This window comes from Hymenobacter convexus (genome assembly GCF_030580955.1).
Taxonomy (GTDB): Bacteria; Bacteroidota; Bacteroidia; order Cytophagales; family Hymenobacteraceae; genus Hymenobacter.
The window spans coordinates 246,146-267,581 of sequence record NZ_JAUQON010000005.1; the positions used below are offsets into that span (position 1 = coordinate 246,146).

A 21,436-nucleotide genomic window follows, 5' to 3' on the forward strand; every position below is an offset into this window, starting at 1 on the left:
AGCGGGCGCGCCGCTACGCCGGGCGCACCTGCAAGTCGTTGTTCACGAAGCAGGCGCCGGCCTCGTAGGCCTCAAACCCAGCCTGTTCGCGCTCAAACCAGCTGTCGACCGTGCCCGTCAGGGTCACCACTTCGTTCTCGGCCTTCACGTGCACGTCCTGGTGGTAGAGCTCGGCCGACCAGTGCAGGCGCCGCCGGATGCGCTCGGCCAGGGCCCGGTCGGGGTTGAGCGGGGCCGGCTGCCGTCGCCCCGGGCCGGGGTTCGGGAGGCGCAGCCCGGTGGCGCAGGTGGTGCCCGCCACCACCAGGCGGTTGGCCACTTCGGCCACCCCGCCAATGCCGGCGGCCACGTCGGTGGCGTGTTCCTGCTCGAAGTGGTTGCCCACGTGGCCATCCAAATAGGCCTTGCCGTTGAGCACCACCACGCCCAGGCCAAAGTCGGCCAGGTAGGGGTCCCGGGCCAGGGCGTCCTTGATGTTCTGGCGAATCTCGGGGTCGAAAAGGGTGTGCGGCGGGCGCACTTTCAGGCGGTTCTGTACGTCCCACACGCCTACCACGTGGCGGGCGTCCTGCTCAGCGTCGAGCTTGGCGCGCAGGTTGCCCACGGTGCCCGAAAGCGTGACGTAGCCGTGGTACACCTGCACGGCGGGCGCGGCGGAGCGCACGCGCGGGTCGTAGCGGAAAGCGGTGCGCACGGCCTGGGCAATGTCCTCGTCGGCGCGGGCCGCGAACTTTTCGCGCCGCAGGCCGCCCACCAGCGCCCAGTCGGCCACAAACAAATCGTGCGCATCCACCTGCCGGGCCCCGGCCTGATACGCCAGGCTGATAAGCCGTTCCTTCTCGCTGGCCGAGCCCACGGTGCCCGACAGCCGCACGGCCCGGTGCTGGGTGAGCACGTCCACCAGCGCGCCGTTCACCCGAATGTCCCAGTCGAGCAGTTCCCGAATTTCGGTGGTGATTTCCTCGTCCGAATTCAGGTTTTCGCCGCCGCGCACCTGCAGCTCGGTCACGTCGAGGCGGTGCACGCCGCGCACGCCGCGCAACACGCGCAGCACCAGCTGTTTCTCCATCCAGTTTTGCACCGCGCCACTCACCGTCACGCCGCCGTCGGCCACGGTGCAGGTCACGTTATAGTCGCTGGTGGCGGGGTCGTGGGCCAGGGCGCGCCCCACGTGGCGGCGCAGCTCGGCATCGGAGATTTCCGGCGTGCGAATGGCTACTTCGTTGAGCACGGCGCGCACCCCGCGCACGGCCAGCGCAATTTCTTCGGCCCGCTGCCTGGCCAGCAGGTTGTCGGTGAAGCCGGTCAGCTCCACCACGCCGTCGTGGGTCACCACGTCGATGAGATGGGCCGAAACGCCGCGCCGCGTTTCAAACAGCGTTTCGATGGCCGCTGTGATGTCGGCGTCTGCCACTTTTTCATTCGCAGCAGTTTGCGTCGGGTGTTCAATGGTTTCCATGAGCGGGGAGGGAGGGTGAGAAAAAAACAGGCTGCGTGCACGCCATGGTGCTGCTGCCGAGGGGGCCGGCTGCTACCAACGGGACCGCCGTCGCTCGCCCAGCCACGCCAGCACCACGGGCAGGAAGACCATGAGCCCGACGGCGAGCAGCAGCTTAAAGAAGGCTTCGTAAAGAATTTCCATGGCGGTGGTTGCAACACGAGCCGTATGTGCGCCGGTGAGCCAGCGGGATGGCGTAAATTTCCGCGATTCGCCCCCCCAACGCATTGCCCACAATCAGGTTAGCGCCTGATTGTCGTCATGTCGTGGCCGTTCCGGCTCCAGCGGCCAGCCCCGGCGGCCTTCGCGCGCTTGCTTCAACCGCGGGCGACCTTGCTGGGGGCGATAACCAACCCGGGGGACGTGTAGCGCCGCCTGAAGTGCCGGGGCCGGCATACCGCTGGTAAATGCCGGGGAAGCTGGTACGAGGGTAGCTGGGCAGGCAGGCAATGCGGATATAAAACGCAAAGCCTATATTGCAATTGCACTGGGACACCGATTGCTTTTCCGAAACAGCGTAATTGATAGCCAGAAACAGTACTTTTTTATTTAAAAATTATAATAATAGGATTTTTTTGCGATAATCTGAACCTTGCTATACATGACTTGGTTGGGGGACCGACGACAAGTAGTGGGTCGTGGTGAGCAGTTAGAGAAGAGTAGTGTGTAGAGGAGTAAGTGCAGTAGAACTACGCAATGGTGCGTGAAGTTGAACCCCCCAAACGTGTTTGTATGAAGAAAGTAACCCTGATGTTGGGCCTGGCGGCTGCCGTATGCGGTTTGCCCGCCTGCCAGAAAGACCTCGAAGAAACCCCCACCCCCCAAAGCGTAGCCGCCAACGCCACCCGCTCCGAGCAGCTGGCCGCCAGCAACTGGCGCCAGACCGGCCTGACGGTAAGCACCGTTAGCGGCGGCAAAACCGTGTCGGCCGACTTGTTTTCGCACGTCAGCGCCGGCACGCTCGACCAATCGGTCACCTTCCAGGCCGATGGCGTGTATACGGCGCTGAAAGGCGGCACCAATAACCCACTGGTGGGCCGTTGGCAGCTCAATTCGTCCAGCGACTCCGTTACGGTGACCCTGCCCGGCCAGGTCCGCCGGCTGGCCGTCACCGAACTCACGCCGGCCAGCCTGCGCCTGAGCTTCACCGACGCGGCCGTGAACGGCAGCGTCTCAACCTACACTTCGGTGTATTCCCACTAAGCAATACCCTCCCCACTGTTCGCCAACAAAAAGGCCCGGCTATGCAAGCCGGGCCTTTTTGTTGGCGAATGAACCCGGCTGAGGAGCGGGCGGCCCAATTTAGTATTAGATTTTCTATATGTTTGGCTAACGCCGGGGCTGCTTCGGATAGTAAAATGCGCCATTCGCTAAGATTGGATAGAACTACGGATATTTAAAATTTAACTTTAATCATACGACGACATAAGCTGGTCGCTAGTTCCAGCCCCGAATTAGGCCTTTGCGGGCCACTGTGAGCCACCAGGGCTTGTTGCGGACGGCTGGGCCAGGGGCACAACCCGTTTCCACTTTTTCATCGGCTACAATATGGCACTTGCTTTTCTTCGTTCCTCGCTCCAAGTCAACTTACCGGCCCCCCACCAGTCGCCGGAAGAAGCCGCGGCCTACGCCCGGCGCCTGCACGAAATCGAAACCAAGCTACTCTGCCGGGCCTTTGGCGGCCGGGCCGTATTGCCCAGCGACTACGAGCTATTGCAGCGCTACCTCAACGGCGAGTTGTCCCGCGACGAAGCCTTCCGGGAGTTCTATCAAGTGGCCTGAGGCGGCCGGCCCGCCGGGCGCAGGCGCCTGGCCGGGGTAAGGCTGCAAATAGGCTATTGAGTTATCAGGCTGTCTGTTTTCTCAGGCAGCTGCTTTACTTCATTTTTTAGGCTTTTGGCTATGAACCGATTCGTACCTCCGCAATGCCAGGGCTGCCCCAGCCAGCACAACTCGCTGCTCCGCTGCTGCGCCGACGCCGACCTGGAAATGATTTCGCTGGGCAAAACCAGCCAGCAGTACGCCGCCGGGCAGGTGATTTTCCGCGAAGGCAGCCGCTCGCTGGGCCTGTACTGCGTGCACGACGGCAAAATCAAGGTCACCAAAACCGGCGGCGACGGCAAAGAGCAGATTATCCGGCTGGCCAGGAACGGCGACACCCTCGGCTACCGCGGGCTGGTGACGGGCACGCCGCACTCGGCCTCGGCGGTGGCGCTCGACGACTGCACCGTGTGCCTGGTGCCGAAGCAGGACTTTTTTCAGCAGTTGAACACCAACGCCAATTTTTCCGGTGCCCTCATTCAACTGCTGGCCACGGTGCTCAGCGAGGCCGAAGCCCGCATGCTGCACCTGGCCTACAAGCCCGTGCGCGAGCGCCTGGCCGAAGCCCTGCTGCTGCTCATGCGCACCTTCCGCACCGAGGGCGACCTGCAGCCCTTCACGCTGGCCATCTCGCGCGACGACCTGGGCGCCCTGATGGGCACCACCAAGGAAACCACTACGCGCATGCTCTCCGAGTTCAAAAACGAAGGCATTCTCACCACCCGGGGCAGCGCCATCACCATTCTAGCACCGGTGAAACTGGTAGAAATCGCCACCCTTTTCGACTAAGCCGCCCACCGTCCTTCGCGCAGCGTGTCCACGGGCAGCAGCAGCACCGGCACCGGGCTTCGCGCCAGCACACGGGCCACCACGCTGCCCGCAAACGCCGGCCCGTGCGGGCGGCGGGGCCGCACGGGCAGCACCAGCAGGTCGGCTTCGAGCTCCTGCACACCCGCCAGAATGCCGGACGCCGGGTCGAGGGCGGGCACCTCGCGGGCGTCGATGGTGAGGTGGCGCAGGGCCAGCCCGCACGCCTGCACGGCGTGCAGGGCATCGGCGGCGGAGTAGTGGCCCTGGGGCAGTTGCGAATGCAGCACCGTGAGCCGCGTGGGCAGCGTGAGGAGCAGCGCGTTGAGGGCGCGCAGGCCCGTGCCCAGCACAAAGGGCTCGCCCTCGGCCGCCAGGGCAATGCGGCGGGGCGGCATGCGGCCCGCTGCCGGCGAGGGCACCACCAGCACCGGAAGCGCGCTGGCCCGGAGCGTGCGCTGGGCCTCGTCGGCCAGGTGCTCGGCCGAGGCGCTGCCCGGTAGCACCAGCAGCAGCGGCTGGTGCGCCGGCGGGGCCGGGCTGGCGGGTGGCGCTCCGGCCGGCGGGGCCTGCACCAGCCGCACGGCCAACACCCGGGCCAGGGATGCCGCGTACTGCGTGGCGGCGTCGGTGAGCGGACGGCTGAGCATAACAATGGAAGCATCCATGCGGCGAAGGACGGGAATGTGAAGAGCGGTGCCCGGGGCGATGCCCTGCCGGGCGGCTCCTGACGGGTGATGGGTGCCCGCCGGCATTGGGCCGGGCCGGGAAGGATGCTGGCAAAAGTATTGACGGGCGCGAAGTGCCAAAATGACCGTGCATAATACTGGAAATGAGCTTGGTCAATTCGCCGGGCGGCCGCGGTTGGCGGCGGACGGGCAGCGCGCCACCGCGGTGCCGGGCGGGTGGCCGGCATGGTGCCAGTGATATGACCAGGCTCACTTTTAGGAATGACGCGGGTCAATGGCGGCCGCGGGCCCGCGCCGCCAATTTTACGGAGCTGCCCGCTGCCGGCCCAGGGCGTGAGGGCCCGGCCGTGCGGCTGTCCTTTCACTGGAAGCCACCCTATTTGCCATGTCCACTACGCTCGAAACCGATACCACAGCGCCGCCGGAAGCCCTGCGGCTGGCCAGCTGCCTGCTCCCCAGCCAGTTTCTGGTGGCCTTCGACCTGTGGGAGCAGCGGTGCTGTTACGCCAGCCCCCAGGCCGAAACCCTGCTCGGCTATTCGTCGGAACAAATGAGTCTGGCGCTGCTCTACGATGCCATTCACCCCGACGACCTGCCGCTGGTGACGCGGGCTTCGGAGCTGGCCATGGAGTTTATGCAGCTCACGGGGCAGCCGGCGGCGGCGGCCCGGCCGCCGTTTCCCATCGGCTTCAGCATCGACTACCGCCTGCGCTGCCGCAACGGGCACTACCGGCGGGTGCTGCGCCACAATTTCGTGCTGGCCCACTCCGAAACCGGTCACCCGCTGATAACGGGCAGCCTGTTCACCGACATTACGGGCCACAAAACGTCTTCCGATGTGCGCTTCAGCCTCGACCACCCCGACTTTGCCCAGTGGCTGCGCACCCGCAAGGGCGAACGGGAACGCACCGGCGACGAGCTCAGCATCCGCGAGCAGGAAATTCTGGCGCGCATGCTGGCCGGCGAAACCACCGCGGCCATTGCCGACAGCCTGTTCATCAGCTACTTCACTGTCAAAACCCACCGCCGCAACATCCTGCGCAAGATGAAAGCCAACGGCAGCCGCCTGGCCCCCCTCGATGCCGACCTGGCGCAGCTGCTGGCGTAGCAGCTACCCGGCCAACGCTGCAAAACCTTTACTCGCGCACATAAAAAAGGCCCATACAGAACGTATGGGCCTTTTTGTAAAAGCAGGGGCCAGCGCGGAGCTGCCGGTTGGGTTGGCCAGCGCGTTACCCTGGAGGTGAGGCCGCTGGGTGGGGGTGGGCAGCTGGGGGGCGCCCTGCTTTACGCCGCTGGCGGTGGGCACTGGTGGGAGGAAAGCGCTTGGTGCGAGCGTGAAGGTGGGGGTGTGGCAGGAAAAAACGAGTCGGCCGGCCAGGCGCCGTTTCCGGCGGCGGGGGCCAACGCCGGGGCGTCGGGTGGGCCGGGGGCTGTGCCTGTGGGTGATGAAACAAAGATGGGGTTGGGGGTAAGGCCTTGTAAATGACCGATATCAATTTCACTGGTGAGGCTGCTCATTTTGTGGGTATAGGTCATCTGTAATATTTGAAGTAAGCTATTGGTAATCAAATGGCTGCTTGTGCAGCCATCCTTCGTGGCAGGGTGTAAGAACCCTCGCTTTTGATTGCTGGGGATTTATCCGCCCACCTCAACTTCCTTTCCCTGTGCTTCTTACCATGCCCGACATACTGGGGCGCGCCCAGCGCCGCGCCGGCCGCCTGCTGCGCGAGCTGCTGCCCCACAACGACCACTACCGCCCCCTGGGCGTGCACTGTTGCAGCCGCGCGCTGGCCGAGACCACCGAGGCCGTGCGCTACCGCCCGGTGGTGCCGGCCTTCACCTCGCGCCTGGTTATCCCGGAGGGCTTTTATAAAGCGGTTTCGGTGTACGAAAGCACCGCCCACGGCAAGCCCCGCGCCGAGGAGGCCATGCCCGAAGCCTTCGTGCTGGAGCTGCGGGGCGGCCGGCTCTACGCCGACAACTGGGACAGCGTGGCCGTGATTGCGCCCGACAACTACCTGGTGGGCGACGTGTCGTTTCAGCACAACCGGCTGGGCTGGACGCTGACCGCGCCCGAAGCCAACAACATCTTCGCCCAGCGCTACTTCCTGGAGCCGGTGCCGGTGCCGGGCACGGTGCTGAGCTTGCTCTCGGGCGGGGGCGCGGCCATGGGCAACTACTACCACTGGCTCATCGACTCGCTGCCGCGCCTGCACCTGCTGCGCGAAGCAGGCCTGTTCGACGAAATCGACTACTTCCTGGTGTACGACCGGAAAAACCGGTTTGTGCTCGACTCGCTGCTGCACCTGGGCATTGCCGAGGAACGCATCATCGACGTGACCACCCACCGCCACCTGCAAGCCGAGCGCCTGCTAGTGACCTCGCCGGTGCGGGGCGGGGGCCGGCACTCGCCGCCCTGGGTGCGCACGTTTTTGCAGCAGGCCTACCTGCCGGTGCCGGCCGGCACGCATCGGTTTGCGCCACGGGTCTACATCAGCCGGCGCGACGCCAGCATGCGGCGCGTGCTCAACGAGCCGGAGGCGGAGGAAATACTCGCCGGGCTGGGTTTCAAGACCTACGTGCTCAGCGACTTGTCATTCATCGAAAAGGTGGCGCTGTTTAGCGGGGCCGAGGCCATTGTGGCCACGGTGGGCGCGGGCATGGCCAACCTGATGTTTGCCCGGCCCGGCACGCCGGTGCTGGAATTGCACCCGCACACCTTCGTCGAGCCCGAGTCGATGGACACGGCCTACCGCGTGGGCTTGCCCTACCACTGGCTCACTTGCCGGCCCAACTCCGAGCGCAGCACTTCCTACTACCACGCCCGGCACCTCGACCTGTTTGTGGACCCCCGCCAGCTGTTGAACGCCGTGCGCCGCATGCTGCGCCAGGCCGGCAAGGTGTAGTCTATTAATCTTTTAAGCCCCTGCCTCATGCCGCACGTGGTTCTCTCAATCGTGACCTGGAACAGCGCCGACGTCATCGACGCGTGCCTGGCATCGGCGCTGGCCCAGACGTATTCGGACTTCGAGGTGTGGGTGGTCGACAACGCCTCGGCCGACGACACCTGCGCCCGGGTGGCCGCCGTGGCCGCCCGCGACGCCCGCGTGCAGCTGCACCCGCTGCCGCGCAACACCGGCTTCTGCGGCGGCCACAACCACGCCCTCGACCGCAGCGCTTCGGCCGCCGTGCTGCTCGTGAACCCCGACATTGAGATGGAGCCCGACTACCTGGCCCGCGCCCTCGAAACCCTGGAATCCGACCCCGCCATCGGCACGGTGTGCGGCCTGCTGCTGCAAAGCACCGACGCCCAGCCGCGCATCGACAGCGCCGGCCTGGTGCGCCTGCCCGACGGCCGATTTGCCCTGCGCCACCACGGCCGCTTCCTGCACGAAACCCCGCTGGAGCCCGGCCCCGTGGACGGCGCCGACGGGGCCCTGCCGCTCTACCGCCGGGCTTTTATTGATGATTTGCGGGTGGAAGGGCAGTTTTTCGACGAGCGGTTTTTTGCCCACAAGGAAGATTGGGACATTGCCTGGCGCGGGCAGCTCTACGGCTGGCGCACCGTGTTTGAGCCCGCGTGCTGCGCCCTGCACCCCCGCCAGTTCCGGCCCGCCGACTGGCGCCTGCGCCGCCGCCTGAGCGGGGCCATCAAGGCCGATGCCGTGAAAAACCAGTGGCTGCTGCTGCTCAAGAACCCGCTGGGCCGGCAGCTGGCCGGCTACTGGCTGCGGGCGCTGCCCCGGCAGCTGGGCATTCTGCTCTACGCCCTGGTGGCGGAGCGGGCCTCGCTGCGCGCCTACCGCTTCGTGTGGCAGCACCGGGCGGCCATTCTGGCCAGCCGGCGGCTCATTCAGGCGCGGGCGGCGCGGGGCGGCCCGCTGGCCCGGCCAAGCGGCGCGGTGGCCGCCGCGGAGCCGGCCGCCGTGGGATTCACGGCCTGAAGGCCGCTGGCTTTGCCCGCCAGAAAAAACGGGCTCAAAACATGCGCCAAGTGAAGGAGGAGGGCGTTTCCAAGGAGGGAAGCGCGGTGTGGCAGGCAGAGCGCAGAAGGAAAATTCATCAAATTATTCACTTCTAAATCCGCCATTTATGAAAACTAAGTTTTATGCGCTGCTGCTAGTGCTGTGCGGCGCGGGGCCGCTGCTGGCCAACAGGGCCGCTGCCCAGGCAGCCACGGTCACCGGCTTTGTGCTGGTGAATGCCGATACCGACCTCGATTTGATAACGCTGACGCCGGGCATGGTGCTGGATTTGAACGGATTGCCTACGCAAAACCTGAACATCCGGGCCGAGGTCGACTCGCCGGTGGGCAGCGTCACGTTCGCCCTGAGCGGGGCCCAGGCCCAGGCGGCCACCGAGAACCTGGCGCCGTACGCGCTGTTTTCGGACTTCGGCGGCGACTACTTTGCTTGGACGCCGCCGCTGGGCAGCTACGTGCTCACGGCCACGCCCTTCGCGGCGGGCGGCGGCACCGGCCCCGCCGGCACGCCGCTCACCCTGAGCTTTTCGGTAGTGAATTCGGCCCTGGCCGTGACCGGGTTTACTTTGGTCAATGCCGACACCGACCTCGATTTAGAAGCCCTGACGGCGGGCATGGTGCTGAATACGAATACGCTGCCCACCCAGCAGCTGAACATTCGGGCCAATGCCAACCCCGCCGTCACGGGCAGCGTGGTTTTCAGCCTCAGCGGCCCCGTGGTGTGGACGGCCACGGAAAACGTGGCGCCCTACGCCTTATTCAGCGACCTGTTGGGTGATTATTTCGGCCAACCGCTTTTGCCGGGCACCTACTCGCTCACGGCCACGCCCTTCAGTGCCCCGGCCGGCGCCGGCGTGGCCGGCGCCGGCCTCACGCTGAATTTCTCGGTGGTGGCCGCTCCGCTACCGGTGGAGCTGGCGGCCTTCAGCGCCAAAGCCCTGGCCGATGGCCGCGTGCTGCTGCGCTGGCAAACCGCCAGCGAAACCAACAACCGCGAGTTCGAAATCCAGCGCAGCCTCGACGGGCAACAGTTCAGCCTCATGGGCCGGGTGCCCGGGCAGGGCAACAGCACCACGCCGCACGACTACGCATTTACGGACCCCGACCCGGCCGCAGACGCTCCCACGCGCTACTACCGGCTGCGGCAGCTCGATTTCAATGGCACCGCGCACTACTCGCCGGTGCGGGCCGTGGCGGGCAGCCCGGCGCCGGCGGCCTTGCGGCTGCACCCGGCTGGGGCAGGAGAGGTGCAATACACGTTTTCGGGGCTACTCACCGGCACCGAATCCGTGCTGCTTTACAACCTGCTGGGGCAATGCCTCGGGCGCTACCCCGTGGGCGCCACCGGGACGGGCACGGTGCCGGTGGCGGGCCTGCAGGCGGGCGTTTACGTGCTACACCTGCCCACCCGCGAAGGCCGTTTTACGTGCCGTTTTGTGTTGCCCTAGCCCAAAGTGTCTGCCTACTAATCCCAGCGCTGAATCAGGCAACCACCCCGCAAGCAAAACCCCGGTAATGAGCGGCCATACAGCCGCTCATTACCGGGGTTTTGCTTGCGCCGCCAGCTTCAGACTGGCGCACGCCGGTGGCTACGCGGCCACCAGCACGTTGGGCGCGGAGCAGAATTCCTGCTCGTACACGGCGGCGATGCCTTCGCGCAGCCCCGTGTGGTAGTGCCAGCCCATGGCCGTCATGCGGCTCACATCCAGCAGCTTGCGCGGGGTGCCATCGGGCTTGGAGGCGTCGAAGCGGATGCGGCCCTGGTAGCCGGTTATTTCCTGCAGCAGGCAGGCCAGGTCGCCAATGGAAATGTCCTTGCCCGTGCCAATGTTGACGGGCAGCGCGTCTTCGTAGTGCAGCATGAGGTGCAGGCAGGCATCGGCCAGGTCGTCGACGTGCAGGAATTCGCGGTAGCAAGCCCCGGTGCCCCAGATTTCCACCTCGGGCTGGCCTTGCAGGCGGGCTTCGTGGAACTTGCGCAGCAGTGCGGGCAGCACGTGCGAGTTTTGCAGGTCGTAGTTGTCGCCGGGGCCGTAGAGGTTGGTGGGCATCACGCTGATGAAGCGGCAGCCGTACTGGTCGTGGTAGGCCTCGCAAAGCTTCATGCCCGCGATTTTGGCCACGGCGTAGGGCTCGTTGGTGTGCTCCAGCGGGCCCGAAAGCAGGTATTCTTCCTTGATGGGCTGCGGGGCCATGCGCGGGTAGATGCACGAGGAGCCCAGGAACAGCAGCTTTTTCACCCCGAAGCGGTGGCTCAGGCTGATGACGTTGTCCTGAATCAACAGGTTGTCGTGCAGAAAATCGGCCCGGTAGGTGTTGTTGGCCACAATGCCGCCCACCCGGGCAGCGGCCAGCAGCACGTAATCCGGCTTTTCCTGCGCAAAAAACTCGGCGGTGTCGGCCTGATTGCGCAGGTCCAGCTCCAGAAACGTGCGGGTCACCAGGTTGTGGTAGCCGGCCTGCGTGAGCCGCCGCACCAGCGCCGAGCCCACCATGCCGCGGTGGCCGGCCACGTAAATTTTAGCGTCCTTTTCCATGCTCGTAAGGGTTTTAGGGGTGAAAAGATGAACGGGAATAGCCAGCAGCTTGCGCAGCGGCTTAAGTTGACGGATGTGGGGCTACCTCGCCGGGCGGGCGGCGCTTCAGTATTTTTCGAGCCGGCGCACCACCCAGCCGTCGGCTGATTGCAATTCGATGAGGTAGCAGCCCGGCGCCAGGCCCGCGAGCGGCACGGTGGCCGTGCCGTTGGCCAGGCGGCCCTGCGCCACCAGCTGGCCCAGGGGCGTGCGCACGCGGTAGGCCGTGGCGGCCGGCCCGGCCAGCACCACCAGCTCCCGGGCCGGGTTCGGAAATAGGGCTGGCTCGGGAGGGGCCTCGGCCACGGCCACCACGGGCGAAAACGTGGCGGTGCCATCGAAATCAACCTGGCGCAGCCGGTAGTAGAGCTGGCCCGCCGGGGCGCGCTGGTCGAGGCAGGCGTAAGTGGCGGGCTGCGTGGTGGTGCCCTTGCCCGGCACCGTGGCCACGGTGGCAAAGCTGCTGCCGTTGGCGCTGCGCTGCACCTCGAAGCGGGCGTTGTTGGATTCGCTGGCCGTGGCCCAGCGCACCTGCACGCCCGCGGCCAGGCGCTGGGCGGCCACCGACACCAGCGCGACCGGCAGCGGCGTGCCGCCGCTGAGTTGCTGGTACGCCACGGCCTGCAGCGCCACGGCCCGGGGCGGGGCAATGTCGAGGTCGACGGCGGCCTGCTCGGCGGGGCCCAGCGTGCGCGGGTCGAGGCCGGTGAGTTGGCCAAACAGCACGCAGGCGCTCAGGTAAGCGCCCCATTTGCTGGCGTGGTGGTTGTCGGAAGCCCACAGGTTGAGCCGGCCCGCCGGCGGGCTGAAAGGGTCGCGCAGGGCCACTCCGGTCTGAATGGCCCGCAGCCAGGCGTCGCCCACCGGCGCCACGGCCGCAAAGTTGCCGTTGGCGGCGGCCAGCTGGAAGTAAGCAGCGTGCAGGTCCTGGGTCATCACCTCCAGGGTAGAGCCCGTGTAGGGTTGGTTGGAGAATTCCACAAAATCGGCGCGGGCCCAGGTCTGGAATAAGTAAAGCCGGGCGGCCGGATTGACGATGTGCACGGCTTGCTCCAGCCGGGCAGCGTAGTCGTTGAACAGCGCCGGCTGGCCGCCCCGTGCCACCGGCACGGGCACCGTGCTTCGTTCCTGCAGCACCACCTGGTCCCACTGGCTTTGCCTGATGATGCCCAGGGCGTGGGTGTGGTGGTCTTGCAGAATAGCCCCGCCGATGGCTTCGAGGTGCACCTCGTAGTTGAGGCCGGCCTGGGTGGTGAATTTTTTGAAAATGCCCGGAATGCCGCTCCACGGGCCCGCCGGGCCGCCATCGGGGTCTTCATAGCGCGGGTCGCCGGACGGCCAGCCGGCGTTTTCGTCGATGACGTTTGCCCGGTTATAGGTCAGCACCGGCTCAAAATTTCCGAGCGTGTAGCTGTTGCCCACAAACAATACCCGCACCTGGCCCTGCGCCAAACCGGCAGAGCTGCCCGCCACGGCCGCCGCCAGGCCGCCCCGCAGCAGGAGCCGCCGGCTGGCGGCGCGCAAAGAGTGAAACCAATAAAGCATAAGCGGAAAGCGTGAGAAAAGCGTAAATCCTGGGCCGCTGCGCTACTCGCGCAGCAGCCGCAGCTGGGCCGTGGCGGGACGATGGTCAGGAGTTTGGTAATCAAGCCAAAGCATGTAAAATCCGGTGGTGATGCCTTGAGGCGCCAGCAGCAACGGGCCACTGCCGCCGTTGGCTGCCAACTCGCCGGAAGCCACCGTGGCCCCCAGCGCCGATAGCACCCGATAGCGCACCGGCCCCTGCCAGTGGGCGGGCAGCACCAGCCAGAAGTGGCCGTCGGGCGAGGGATTGGGGTAAATCAGCGTCTGGAGAGCCAGCGCCGCGGCGGGCACCGGGGTGCTGCCGGTGGCCAGGGCCGCGCCGGCGGCCGGCCGCGCCGCCGCGCTGGTCACACTGAAGCTGATGCTAAGCGCCGTGCCCACCGTGCCCGAGGCATCGGCGCCCGAGTAGGGCGTGGCCTTCAGGGTATAGCTGCCCACGGGGGGCGTCCAGGCCGGGTAGTCGCCGCCCGAATCGGCCAGCAGCGAGTAGGGCACCAGGTTTTCGGTGTGCGTCATGGCCTGTGCCCCGGTCAGGCTAAAGGTCACGCTGCCCACGGTGGCGGGGTTGGTGGTGGCCCGAATGCCCAGGTTGCGGGTGGGCAGCGTGGCCAGGTTGAGCGTGGCGCCGCTGGCCAAGGGCTGCAGGTCGAGGTCGGTGTCGGCGTTCACCAGCACGAAGCCCGTGACCTGCTGCGCAGTGAAGGTGGCCGTGATGGTTTTGTTGGCCGTCATCAGCACCGTGAGCGGGTTGGTGGTGCCGGTGGCCGCGCCGCTCCAGCCCCCAAACTGGAAGCCCGCCGCCGGCGTGGCCGTGAGCGTGACGCTGCTGCCGCTGAGGTAATTGGTGGCGTTCGGGTTTTTCGTGACGGTGCCGCTGCCCACCACGCTCGTCGTGAGCGTGTAGCGCACGGTGGTGGCCGTGAAGGTGGCCGTGATGGCCTTGTTGGCCGTCATCGTCACGGTCAGCGGATTGGTACTGCCGGTGGCCCCGCCGCTCCACCCACTGAAAGCGTAGCCCGAAGCCGGGGTGGCCGTGAGCGTCACGGTTGTACCGCTGGCGTAACTGGTCTGATTCGGGTTTTTCGTGACGGTGCCACTGCCTGCCACGGTGGTGGTGAGGGTGTACTGCGCTGGCAGCGCGGTGAAGGTGGCCGTAATGGTTTTGTTGGCCGTCATCGTCACGGTCAGTGGGTTGGTGCTGCCGGTGGCCCCGCCGCTCCACCCACTGAAAGCGTAGCCCGAAGCCGGCGTGGCCGTTAGCGTCACCGTCGTTCCGCTGGCGTAGCTGGTCTGATTCGGGTTTTTGGTCACGGAGCCGCTGCCCACGGTGCTCACCGACAGGGTGTAGAGGGTTGGGGCGGCCGTGAAGGTGGCTGTGATGGCCTTATTGGCCGTCATACTGATGGTCAGCGGGTTGGTGGTGCCGGTGGCATCGCCGCTCCAGCCGCTGAAGGTGTAGCCGGCAGCCGGCGTGGCTGTGAGCGTCACGCTCGTGCCGCTGGCGTAGCTGGTTTGGTTGGGGTTTTTGCTGATGCTGCCATTGCCCACTATGCTGGTAGTGAGCGTGAACGGTCCCGCCGCCTGGTCTATCACACTAAAGCCGACGCTCAGGGGGGGGCCCGCCGTGCCCGTGCCGCCGCCCGCCGTGTAGGGCGTGGCCAGCAGCGTGTAGCTGCCCAGGGCCGGCGTCCAGGCGTAGTAAGTGCCGGCCGCATCGTCCGAAAACAGCGCGTAGGGCACCACCGACTCGGTCTGGCTGCGGCTGGCCGCACCGCTCAGCGCAAAAACCACGCTGCCCACGGTGGCGGGGTTGGTATTGGCCCGAATGTTCAGGTTGCGGCTCGGCAGCGTGGCCAGGTTGAGCACCGCCCCGGCAGCCAGGGTCTGGATGTCGGCCCCCGTGCTGGCGTTCACCAGCGTATAGCTCACCACGCTCTGCGCCGTCGAAATGGCCGTGAACGTGGCCGTGACGGCCTTGTTGGCGTTCATTGTCAGGGTAAGCGGGTTAGTGCTGCCCGTAGCCGCCCCGCTCCAGCCGCTGAAGGTGTAGCCGGCCGCGGGGGTGGCCGTGAGTGTTACGCTGGTGCCATTGGGGTAAGTGGCCTGGCTGGGGCTCACGGCCACGCTGCCGTTGCCCACGGTGCTGGTGCTGAGCGTGAACGGCCCGGTGGCCCCGCCGTCCGTCACCGAAAAACTAATGGTCAGGGCCTGGCCGGGCGTGCCGGTGCCCCCCGAGGCCGAGTAGGGCATGGCCGTGAGCACATAGCTGCCCACGGGCGGCGTCCAGGGGAAATAATTGCCACCATCGTCCGAAAACAGGGCGTACGGCACCACGTTTTCGGTGGCGGCCTGGGTGGCCGCGCCGCTCAGGCTGAACACCACGCTGGCGGTAGTGGCCGGGTTGGCATTGGCCCGGATATTCAGGTTGCGGGTGGGCAGCGTGGCCAGGTCGAGTACCGCGCCGTTCACCAGCGACTGAATATCGGTATCGGTATCGGCATTTATAAGCGTGAAGCTGGTGGCGTTGCAGTCGGGGTTGAGGCGCACTTCCTGGGTGGTGGCCAGGCCCGCGGCATCGGTGACGGTGAGCAGGATGCGGTAGTAGTAGGTTTCGGTGCCGCAGCCGTAGGGCACAATGGTGGTGCTGGTCTGGCGGGTGGTGTCAATAGGGTCGGGGTGCTCGTGCGTCTGGTGGTGCAGAATGGTTTGCCACTGGTAGCTAAGCAGGTGGCCGCTCTGCTCGGCGTCGGTCACGGTGGCGCGAAGTTGGTACACGGTGTTGGCCGTGAGCGGGTAGAGGGTGCCCGCGGCCGGGCTGGTGATGGTGACCTGCGGTGGCGTGTTGTTGGCCGACACCAGCACCGTGGCCTGGTTGCTCAGCCCCTGGCCGTTGGTCACGGTCAGGGTCACGGTGTAAGCTTCGGGAGCCGAATTTGGGGTGGTGAAGGTGTGCGCCGGGTTGGCCGCAGAGCTGGTGGTGCCGTCGCCAAAATTCCACAAGTAGGTGAGCGAACTGCCGGCCGGGTCGGTGGAATTACTGCCCGTAAACTGCACCGCCAGCGGACTGGGCCCAAAGGTTTTGTTCACCGAAGCCACCGCCACGGGCGGCGTGCCGGTGGTACCGTAGCTGATTTTGCGAATCTCGGAAGGGTAGAAGTTGACGTAAAACAAGCCCGTTTCGCCAGGACTGGTGGCGAAGGCCACCGGCACCGCGCCGCTGCCCACAAAGTCGTTCACGGCGCTGGGCTGGTTGGTGCCGCTCACCGTCAGGCTGCGCACCCAGCCGCCCACGTAGTCGCCAAAAAAGTAGGTGTTGCGGTACTGCGCCGGCCAGTCGGCATACGGGTAAAACACACCGCCCGTGGCCGCGCTGCCCCCAAACTGCGCCCCGCTCACCGGCGAGCCCGCCGCCCCGATATTGACCGTGGCCGCCGTGCCGCCGCTGAAAATGCCCGCGCGCGCCGGTCCGCTGGTGTTGTGGTTCCAGTCGATGAGCGGACGGGTGTGCACGAAAGTGGGCACGCTGGCTGGCACCGTCTGGGCCGCGTTGCAGGGGTTGGGAAAAGTGGCCGTGCCCGTGGGCGTGGCCTGCGTTATCAGGTTTTGGAACGTGAAATACTGCTGCGTGCAGCCGCCGGTGCCAAACAGCGGATTGGGCGCGTCGAGGTTGGCCACGCTGGCGTTTTGGAACACCGTGAACGGCGTCAGTCCCTCAAACAACGGCCAGCCGCAGTTCACGCGGGGCCGGTCTATCACGTCCACTTCCTCCCAGGTGGCGGCGCCCACGTCGCCGAGGTAGATGGTGCCGGGGTTGCCGGCCGCCGGGTCGGTGCTGCCGGTGCCGGGCTTCAGCGTCATCCGGAAGGGGTTGCGGAAGCCCAGCGCCCACACCCGCGAACGGGCCGCGCTGGGATTGGCCGCATCGTAGAATGGGTTGCTGGGCACACCGGCCCCGGTGGCCGGGTTGATGCGCAGAATCTTGCCGTTCAGGCAGTCCACCAGTTGGGCGCGCAGCGAGCCCACGTTTTCCTTGGCCGTAATAATGCCGTCGGCCAGGGCCTGGGCGGCGTAGCTCAGGTTGTAGTTGCCCATGTCCTGGAAGGGGTGGGCGCCGTCGCCGGTGGCGATGAGCAGCGTGCCGTCGGTGCCAAAGGCCAGCGCGGCCGTCACGTGGCCGTCGAAGGTGGAGGGGATGCCGGTGGTTTTGGTGGCGCCCAGCAGCACCAGCCGGCTGGCCGGGTTCACGGTGTAGCCCGTGCCGCTGGGCACGGCCGTATAGCGCGTGAGCCGCCCGATGGTGGCGCTGTAGTAGTCGTTGGCGGTGGCGCTGTAGCTGGCCGTGCCGAAGTTGAGCAGGTAGTGGCGGTCTACTACATACAATAGGTAGAAGTAGCCGTTGGTGTCGAAGTTGGGGTCGAGGGCGAAGCCCAGCAGGCCGTGGTCTTCCCAGGCGCCTACTTCGGGCGAAATATCGAGCATCAGCTGGCGCTGGCCGTTGGCCACCGTCCACACCCGGCCGGGCCGCTCCCACACAAACATGCGGCTGCCCGTGCTATTGAATGTCAGTCCCACCGCCTCGTCCCAGCCCGCCGACACGGTGGTGGAAACAAAGCCCGCCGGCGGCGTTTGGGCGCGCATAGTAGTACTGAATAAGAACAGCAGGAAAAGGAGTAGCGTCGTTTTCATGGCGATAGTGGAAAGGGAAAAGGATGGGTCTATTGGGCCGTCTTGCGGCGCGTGGCATCTCGCTCGATTTGTTCTGGCGGGCGCCTCACCCCCCGGCCCCCTCTCCCAAAGGAGAGGGGGAGCCAGGAGGCTTAAAAAATCACTTTCCGGCTGGCTTGTGTCCCGACTACCCGGAGACCCCGCGCCGCCGTGGCTCCCCCTCTCCCTGAGGAGAGGGGGCCGGGGGGGGAGGCGCCCGCCAGAACAAATCGAGCGAGATGCCTGCTTATTCAATGCGCACGCTCCGGCGGTTGAGCAGGCAGAAAAGCTTGGGCAGCGGGTCGCCCAGAAAGTTCAGCAGGCTGGTATTGCGGAAGGTGAAGCTCACCTTGTCGCGCAGGCGCGACAGGTATTTGTACTTGAGGAAATTGTTGAAAGGGATGTAGCGGCCCAGCGCAAAGCGCGGCGTGGCCACCGGCTGGTTGAGGGCTGCCAGGCAGGCCAGCACCGGGAAATTGACCTTGGCCGTGACGGCCGAGCCCACCACCGTGAGCCAGAAGCGCGGGTTGATTTCGATGACGTTGATGGCCCCGCTGGCGGCGTCGTAGCGCAAGTCGAGGTGGGCCACGCCGTTCCAGTGCAGGGCCGTCATCAGGCGGTCGACCACGGCCAGCACGGCGTCGTTTTCCACAAATTCGATGGCTTGGGTGGGCGCGTAGGCATTGGCCGCCGGCAGCAGGCCGCGCTGCACGGAGTAGGCCAGCAGCCGGCCGTCCTTATACAGCACGTTGCAGTCGATGTCGTAGCCCTCCAGGTAGGTCTGGATGATGTATTTGCAGCCCGGCGGCAGGTGGGCAATGCGTTCGAGCAGCGGCCCGGCCTCCCGGAATAGCTCGATGCCGAGGCCGCCCTCGCCGCCCGTGGGCTTCAGCAGCACCGGGAAGCGGAGGGCGGCCAGCTGCTCGGGCAGGTGCTGGCCGATGTTGGTGATGGTTTGGGGGCCGGGAATGTCGTGGCGGCGCATGAAGCTGGCCAGCCAGCTTTTGTCGGCCGCTATTTCGTAGGCGTGGGCGCTGGGCAGGGGCAGCACGCGCAGCGCCGTTTCCAGGGCCGGCTGGTGGGCAATGCAGAACCGCATGCCCTCCACGTCGATGGGCAGCAGCACCTGGGCGTGGGTGCGCGCCGCTACCTGCCGCACAAACTCTGCAAAGTTGGCGTCGAACTCGCCCTGCGGCTGGCGGTGGTGCGAGTGCACGTAGCGCGAGTAGCGAAACGGGCTCGTGGCATCGCGCGACACCATGTGCACGACCATCCGCTCGTCGCGGCTCAGGCAAAACAGCACGGCCGCCGTCAGTCGGTAGTCGCCCTCCAGCACCAGTACGATAAGCTTTTCCATGGGTGGGATTGTAGGAATTTTGGGGTGAGTTGTTGACGAAGTAGACCGTCATGCTGAGCGCAGTCGAAGCATCTCTACCGCTTCGTTGGCGGGCGGGCGTGGCGCCTCACCCCCGACCCCTCTCCCACAGGAGAGGGGAGCCTGACGAAACGGTAGCGAAGCTTCTGATGGCGCTCAGCTGCTCTTCGCCTTCTCCATCAGGAAGTAGGCGAAGTGGTGGTCGTTGTTGAGGGGCTGCACCGGCTCCAGGTACAGCAGCTGGGGCTCGAAGCCGCACTCGCGGGCCATAGTCCAGAACTCCTCGATGAAGTAGGTGGTCATGTTGCCCAGGTTTTTGGAGTAGCCCCAGCGGTACGACATGCTGTTAAGCTTATGCGTGCTGTACTTTATCTGAATGAACGCCAGGCCTTCATCGGCCAGCAGCTCGTGAATAGTGCGCAGCACGCGCCGGCCGTATTCCTTCGAAGGCAGCAGCTCAAACACGTAGGTAGAGAGCACCAGGTCGCAGGGCTTATCAATGAGCCGGGCCACGCGCTCGGGGTCGGGCGCGGCGAAGAGCACCGGCTTGAAATTGTGCAGGCCCAGCGCCTCTACCTGCCGGTTGCATTCGGCCAGGCTGGCCTCGGTGATGTCGACGCCGTAGTAGCAGGCCGCGCCGGGCGCGAAGTGCACCGCGCAGGTGCCGCCGCCGCAGCCCCAGTCCAGAATGCGGCGGGGCTTCTTCGCCAGCCAGTCCTCGCCCGCCAGGCGGTAAAAAATGCGCAGGCTGTTCTGGCCCAGGCCCACCCAGCGCGAGTCGTCGGCGAAGATGCTTTGGCCGCGGAAGTGGGCCGGCCCGCCGTCGCGCCCCTGGTTCGAGAGGTTGTTCCAGAAGGCCTGCGAATCGGCAATGATTTTGTCCTCCGGCTCGCGGAGGCCCGCGTAGTTGTCCAGCAGCCGGCGGCTGACACGGATAATTCGCTCGATGTAGCGGTGCATGACAAGGGAGGGCGCAGAAAGCCAGGAGGACTTTTGTAAGAATGGGTTCATTTGACAGTGAGCTAGTTGTGGGTCCGATAAACAGGCTGCACCGGGCGGCCCAGCAGGTAGTGGTCGAGGCCCTCGGTGAGGGCGCGGCGGTAAACGCCCAGGGCCTCGTGCACGCGGGCCACCGTCTGGTCCACGATGCTGGCCGTGTGCGCGTAGCTGATGACGAAAGAGGGCAGCAGCAGCCCCCGGCGCAGGGTTTCCTGCAAAAACAGCGTCCGGAAGCCCTGCGAGGGCTGCCCGTTGGCGTCGCGGGTGCCGTAGGCCAGGCAGCAGGCCGGCCCCATAATTTGGAAATAGGGGGCCACGTCCTGGTCGCGGGCGGCGGCTTCGAGGCCCTCGCGCAGGCGGCGGCCCTGCTCGTGCAGGTGGGCCACCACGGGCTCCAGGGTATAGGTGCGCATCACGGCGCGGGCCACGGCCAGGGCGTGGCTTTCGGCTCCGTAGGTGGTCGAGAGCAGGAACACCCGCTCGCGCTGGTGCTGCAGGCCGCCCAGCTCCATCAGCTCGCGCCGGCCGGTGAGGGCCGCAATGGCGAAGCCGTTGCCCAGGGCCTTGGCGAAGGTGCTCAGGTCGGGGCGCACGCCGTGCAGGGCCTGGGCGCCGCCGTGATGCCAGCGAAACCCGGTGATGATTTCGTCGAAGACGAGCACCGTGCCTTCCTGGTCGCAGAGGCGGCGCAGGCCGGCCAGGAAGCCCGGCGCGGGCGGCACATCGCGCTCCACTTCCAGGATGAGGGCGGCCAGCTGGCGCGGGTGCTCGGCAAACAGCTGCTCCACGCCGGCCAGGTCGTTGTAGCGAAAGCGCAGCGTGAGGGCGCGCACGGCCGCCGGCACGCCCGCCGCCACCGGCGTGGTGCCCATAAACCAGTCGTCGGTGGAGAAAAACGGGTGGTCGGCGCAGCAGGCCACCAGGTCGCGGCCGGTGTAGGCGCGGGCCAGCTTGAGGGCCGCCGTGGTCACGTCGGAGCCGTTTTTAGCAAACTTCACCATCTCGCCGGCCTGCGTGAAGGCCAGAAACTCTTCGGCCGTGCTTAGCTCCAGGGTGGTGGGCCGGCCCAGGTTGGTGCCGCGCGTCATCGCCCGCTGGGCGGCGTGCACCACCGGGCCGTAGGCGTGGCCCAGCGTCACGGAGCGCAGCCCCATGCCGTATTCAATAAACTCATTTTCATCGACATCCCACACCCGGCAGCCGCGCCCGCGCACCAAGTAGGGGGCCATGTACTCCGGAAACTGGTCGTCGCCCTTGGCATAGGTGTGGCTGCCGCCCGGGATGGCCGCGTGCATGCGCTCCTGCAGCAGGCGCGAGCCCACGAAGTCGTTGGGCGTCAGCAGCGGCGGGTTTTCAACCGGCAAAGCGTGGAGCGGGGGGGGAGAGACAGCAGTCATG

Annotated in this window: 15 protein-coding genes; 7 read left to right on the forward strand and 8 right to left on the reverse strand. The window is 66.2% G+C overall.

Going from position 1 to position 21,436, the window contains the following annotated elements; genetic code table 11:
* Positions 1-13: 13 nt before the first annotated feature.
* Positions 14-1,459 (reverse strand): BON domain-containing protein, encoded by a 1,446-nt coding sequence (locus tag Q4S41_RS12810; protein ID WP_305031514.1) that lies wholly within the window; start codon positions 1,457-1,459, stop codon positions 14-16.
* 771 nt (positions 1,460-2,230) lie between these two features.
* Here Q4S41_RS12810 and Q4S41_RS12815 point away from each other — a divergent pair.
* From Q4S41_RS12815 to Q4S41_RS12825, 3 genes are all read left to right on the forward strand, one after another.
* Positions 2,231-2,701: a hypothetical protein gene (locus Q4S41_RS12815; RefSeq protein ID WP_305031515.1), complete on the forward strand. Its 471-nt coding sequence runs from the start codon at positions 2,231-2,233 to the stop codon at positions 2,699-2,701.
* A gap of 345 nt (positions 2,702-3,046) precedes the next feature.
* Entirely contained in the window at positions 3,047-3,280 is a 234-nt protein-coding gene (locus Q4S41_RS12820; protein WP_305031516.1) for a hypothetical protein, read from the forward strand.
* Between the two features lie 120 nt (positions 3,281-3,400).
* Positions 3,401-4,108, forward strand: a complete 708-nt coding sequence (locus tag Q4S41_RS12825) for a Crp/Fnr family transcriptional regulator (protein WP_305031517.1) — start codon at positions 3,401-3,403, stop codon at positions 4,106-4,108.
* Here the strand turns inward: Q4S41_RS12825 and Q4S41_RS12830 are convergent.
* Positions 4,105-4,794, reverse strand: coding sequence for a universal stress protein (locus tag Q4S41_RS12830; protein WP_305031518.1), 690 nt, complete (start codon positions 4,792-4,794; stop codon positions 4,105-4,107). The two genes, Q4S41_RS12825 and Q4S41_RS12830, sit on opposite strands and share 4 nt — an antisense overlap.
* 406 nt (positions 4,795-5,200) lie before the next feature.
* Between Q4S41_RS12830 and Q4S41_RS12835 the strand changes: the two genes are divergently transcribed.
* From Q4S41_RS12835 to Q4S41_RS12850, 4 genes are all read left to right on the forward strand, one after another.
* The gene (locus Q4S41_RS12835; protein WP_305031519.1) at positions 5,201-5,923 is read left to right on the forward strand and encodes a LuxR C-terminal-related transcriptional regulator; all 723 of its coding nucleotides are present in this window, start codon (positions 5,201-5,203) and stop codon (positions 5,921-5,923) included.
* A gap of 571 nt (positions 5,924-6,494) precedes the next feature.
* Positions 6,495-7,724 carry a glycosyltransferase family 61 protein gene (locus Q4S41_RS12840; RefSeq protein WP_305031520.1) on the forward strand — a complete coding sequence of 410 codons (1,230 nt, stop codon included), beginning with the start codon at positions 6,495-6,497 and terminating at the stop codon, positions 7,722-7,724.
* A gap of 27 nt (positions 7,725-7,751) precedes the next feature.
* Positions 7,752-8,762 carry a glycosyltransferase gene (locus Q4S41_RS12845; RefSeq protein WP_305031521.1) on the forward strand — a complete coding sequence of 337 codons (1,011 nt, stop codon included), beginning with the start codon at positions 7,752-7,754 and terminating at the stop codon, positions 8,760-8,762.
* 148 nt (positions 8,763-8,910) lie between these two features.
* Positions 8,911-10,248 (forward strand): T9SS type A sorting domain-containing protein, encoded by a 1,338-nt coding sequence (locus tag Q4S41_RS12850; RefSeq protein WP_305031522.1) that lies wholly within the window; start codon positions 8,911-8,913, stop codon positions 10,246-10,248.
* Between the two features lie 141 nt (positions 10,249-10,389).
* Here Q4S41_RS12850 and Q4S41_RS12855 read toward each other — a convergent pair whose 3' ends face one another.
* The 6 genes from Q4S41_RS12855 to Q4S41_RS12880 all read right to left on the reverse strand — a co-directional run bounded on the left by Q4S41_RS12855 (position 10,390) and on the right by Q4S41_RS12880 (position 21,435).
* Positions 10,390-11,337: a GDP-L-fucose synthase family protein gene (locus Q4S41_RS12855; RefSeq protein WP_305031523.1), complete on the reverse strand. Its 948-nt coding sequence runs from the start codon at positions 11,335-11,337 to the stop codon at positions 10,390-10,392.
* Between the two features lie 105 nt (positions 11,338-11,442).
* Positions 11,443-12,921 carry a DUF4886 domain-containing protein gene (locus tag Q4S41_RS12860; RefSeq protein WP_305031524.1) on the reverse strand — a complete coding sequence of 493 codons (1,479 nt, stop codon included), beginning with the start codon at positions 12,919-12,921 and terminating at the stop codon, positions 11,443-11,445.
* Positions 12,922-12,963: 42 nt separating this feature from the next.
* Positions 12,964-17,646, reverse strand: a complete 4,683-nt coding sequence (locus tag Q4S41_RS12865) for an InlB B-repeat-containing protein (RefSeq protein ID WP_305031525.1) — start codon at positions 17,644-17,646, stop codon at positions 12,964-12,966.
* A 265-nt stretch (positions 17,647-17,911) separates the two neighbouring features.
* Positions 17,912-19,021, reverse strand: coding sequence for an ATP-grasp domain-containing protein (locus tag Q4S41_RS12870; RefSeq protein ID WP_305031526.1), 1,110 nt, complete (start codon positions 19,019-19,021; stop codon positions 17,912-17,914).
* A gap of 174 nt (positions 19,022-19,195) precedes the next feature.
* The gene (locus Q4S41_RS12875) at positions 19,196-19,999 is read right to left on the reverse strand and encodes a class I SAM-dependent methyltransferase (protein WP_305031527.1); all 804 of its coding nucleotides are present in this window, start codon (positions 19,997-19,999) and stop codon (positions 19,196-19,198) included.
* A 62-nt stretch (positions 20,000-20,061) separates the two neighbouring features.
* Positions 20,062-21,435, reverse strand: a complete 1,374-nt coding sequence (locus Q4S41_RS12880; protein WP_305031528.1) for a glutamate-1-semialdehyde 2,1-aminomutase — start codon at positions 21,433-21,435, stop codon at positions 20,062-20,064.
* Position 21,436 lies beyond the last annotated feature (1 nt).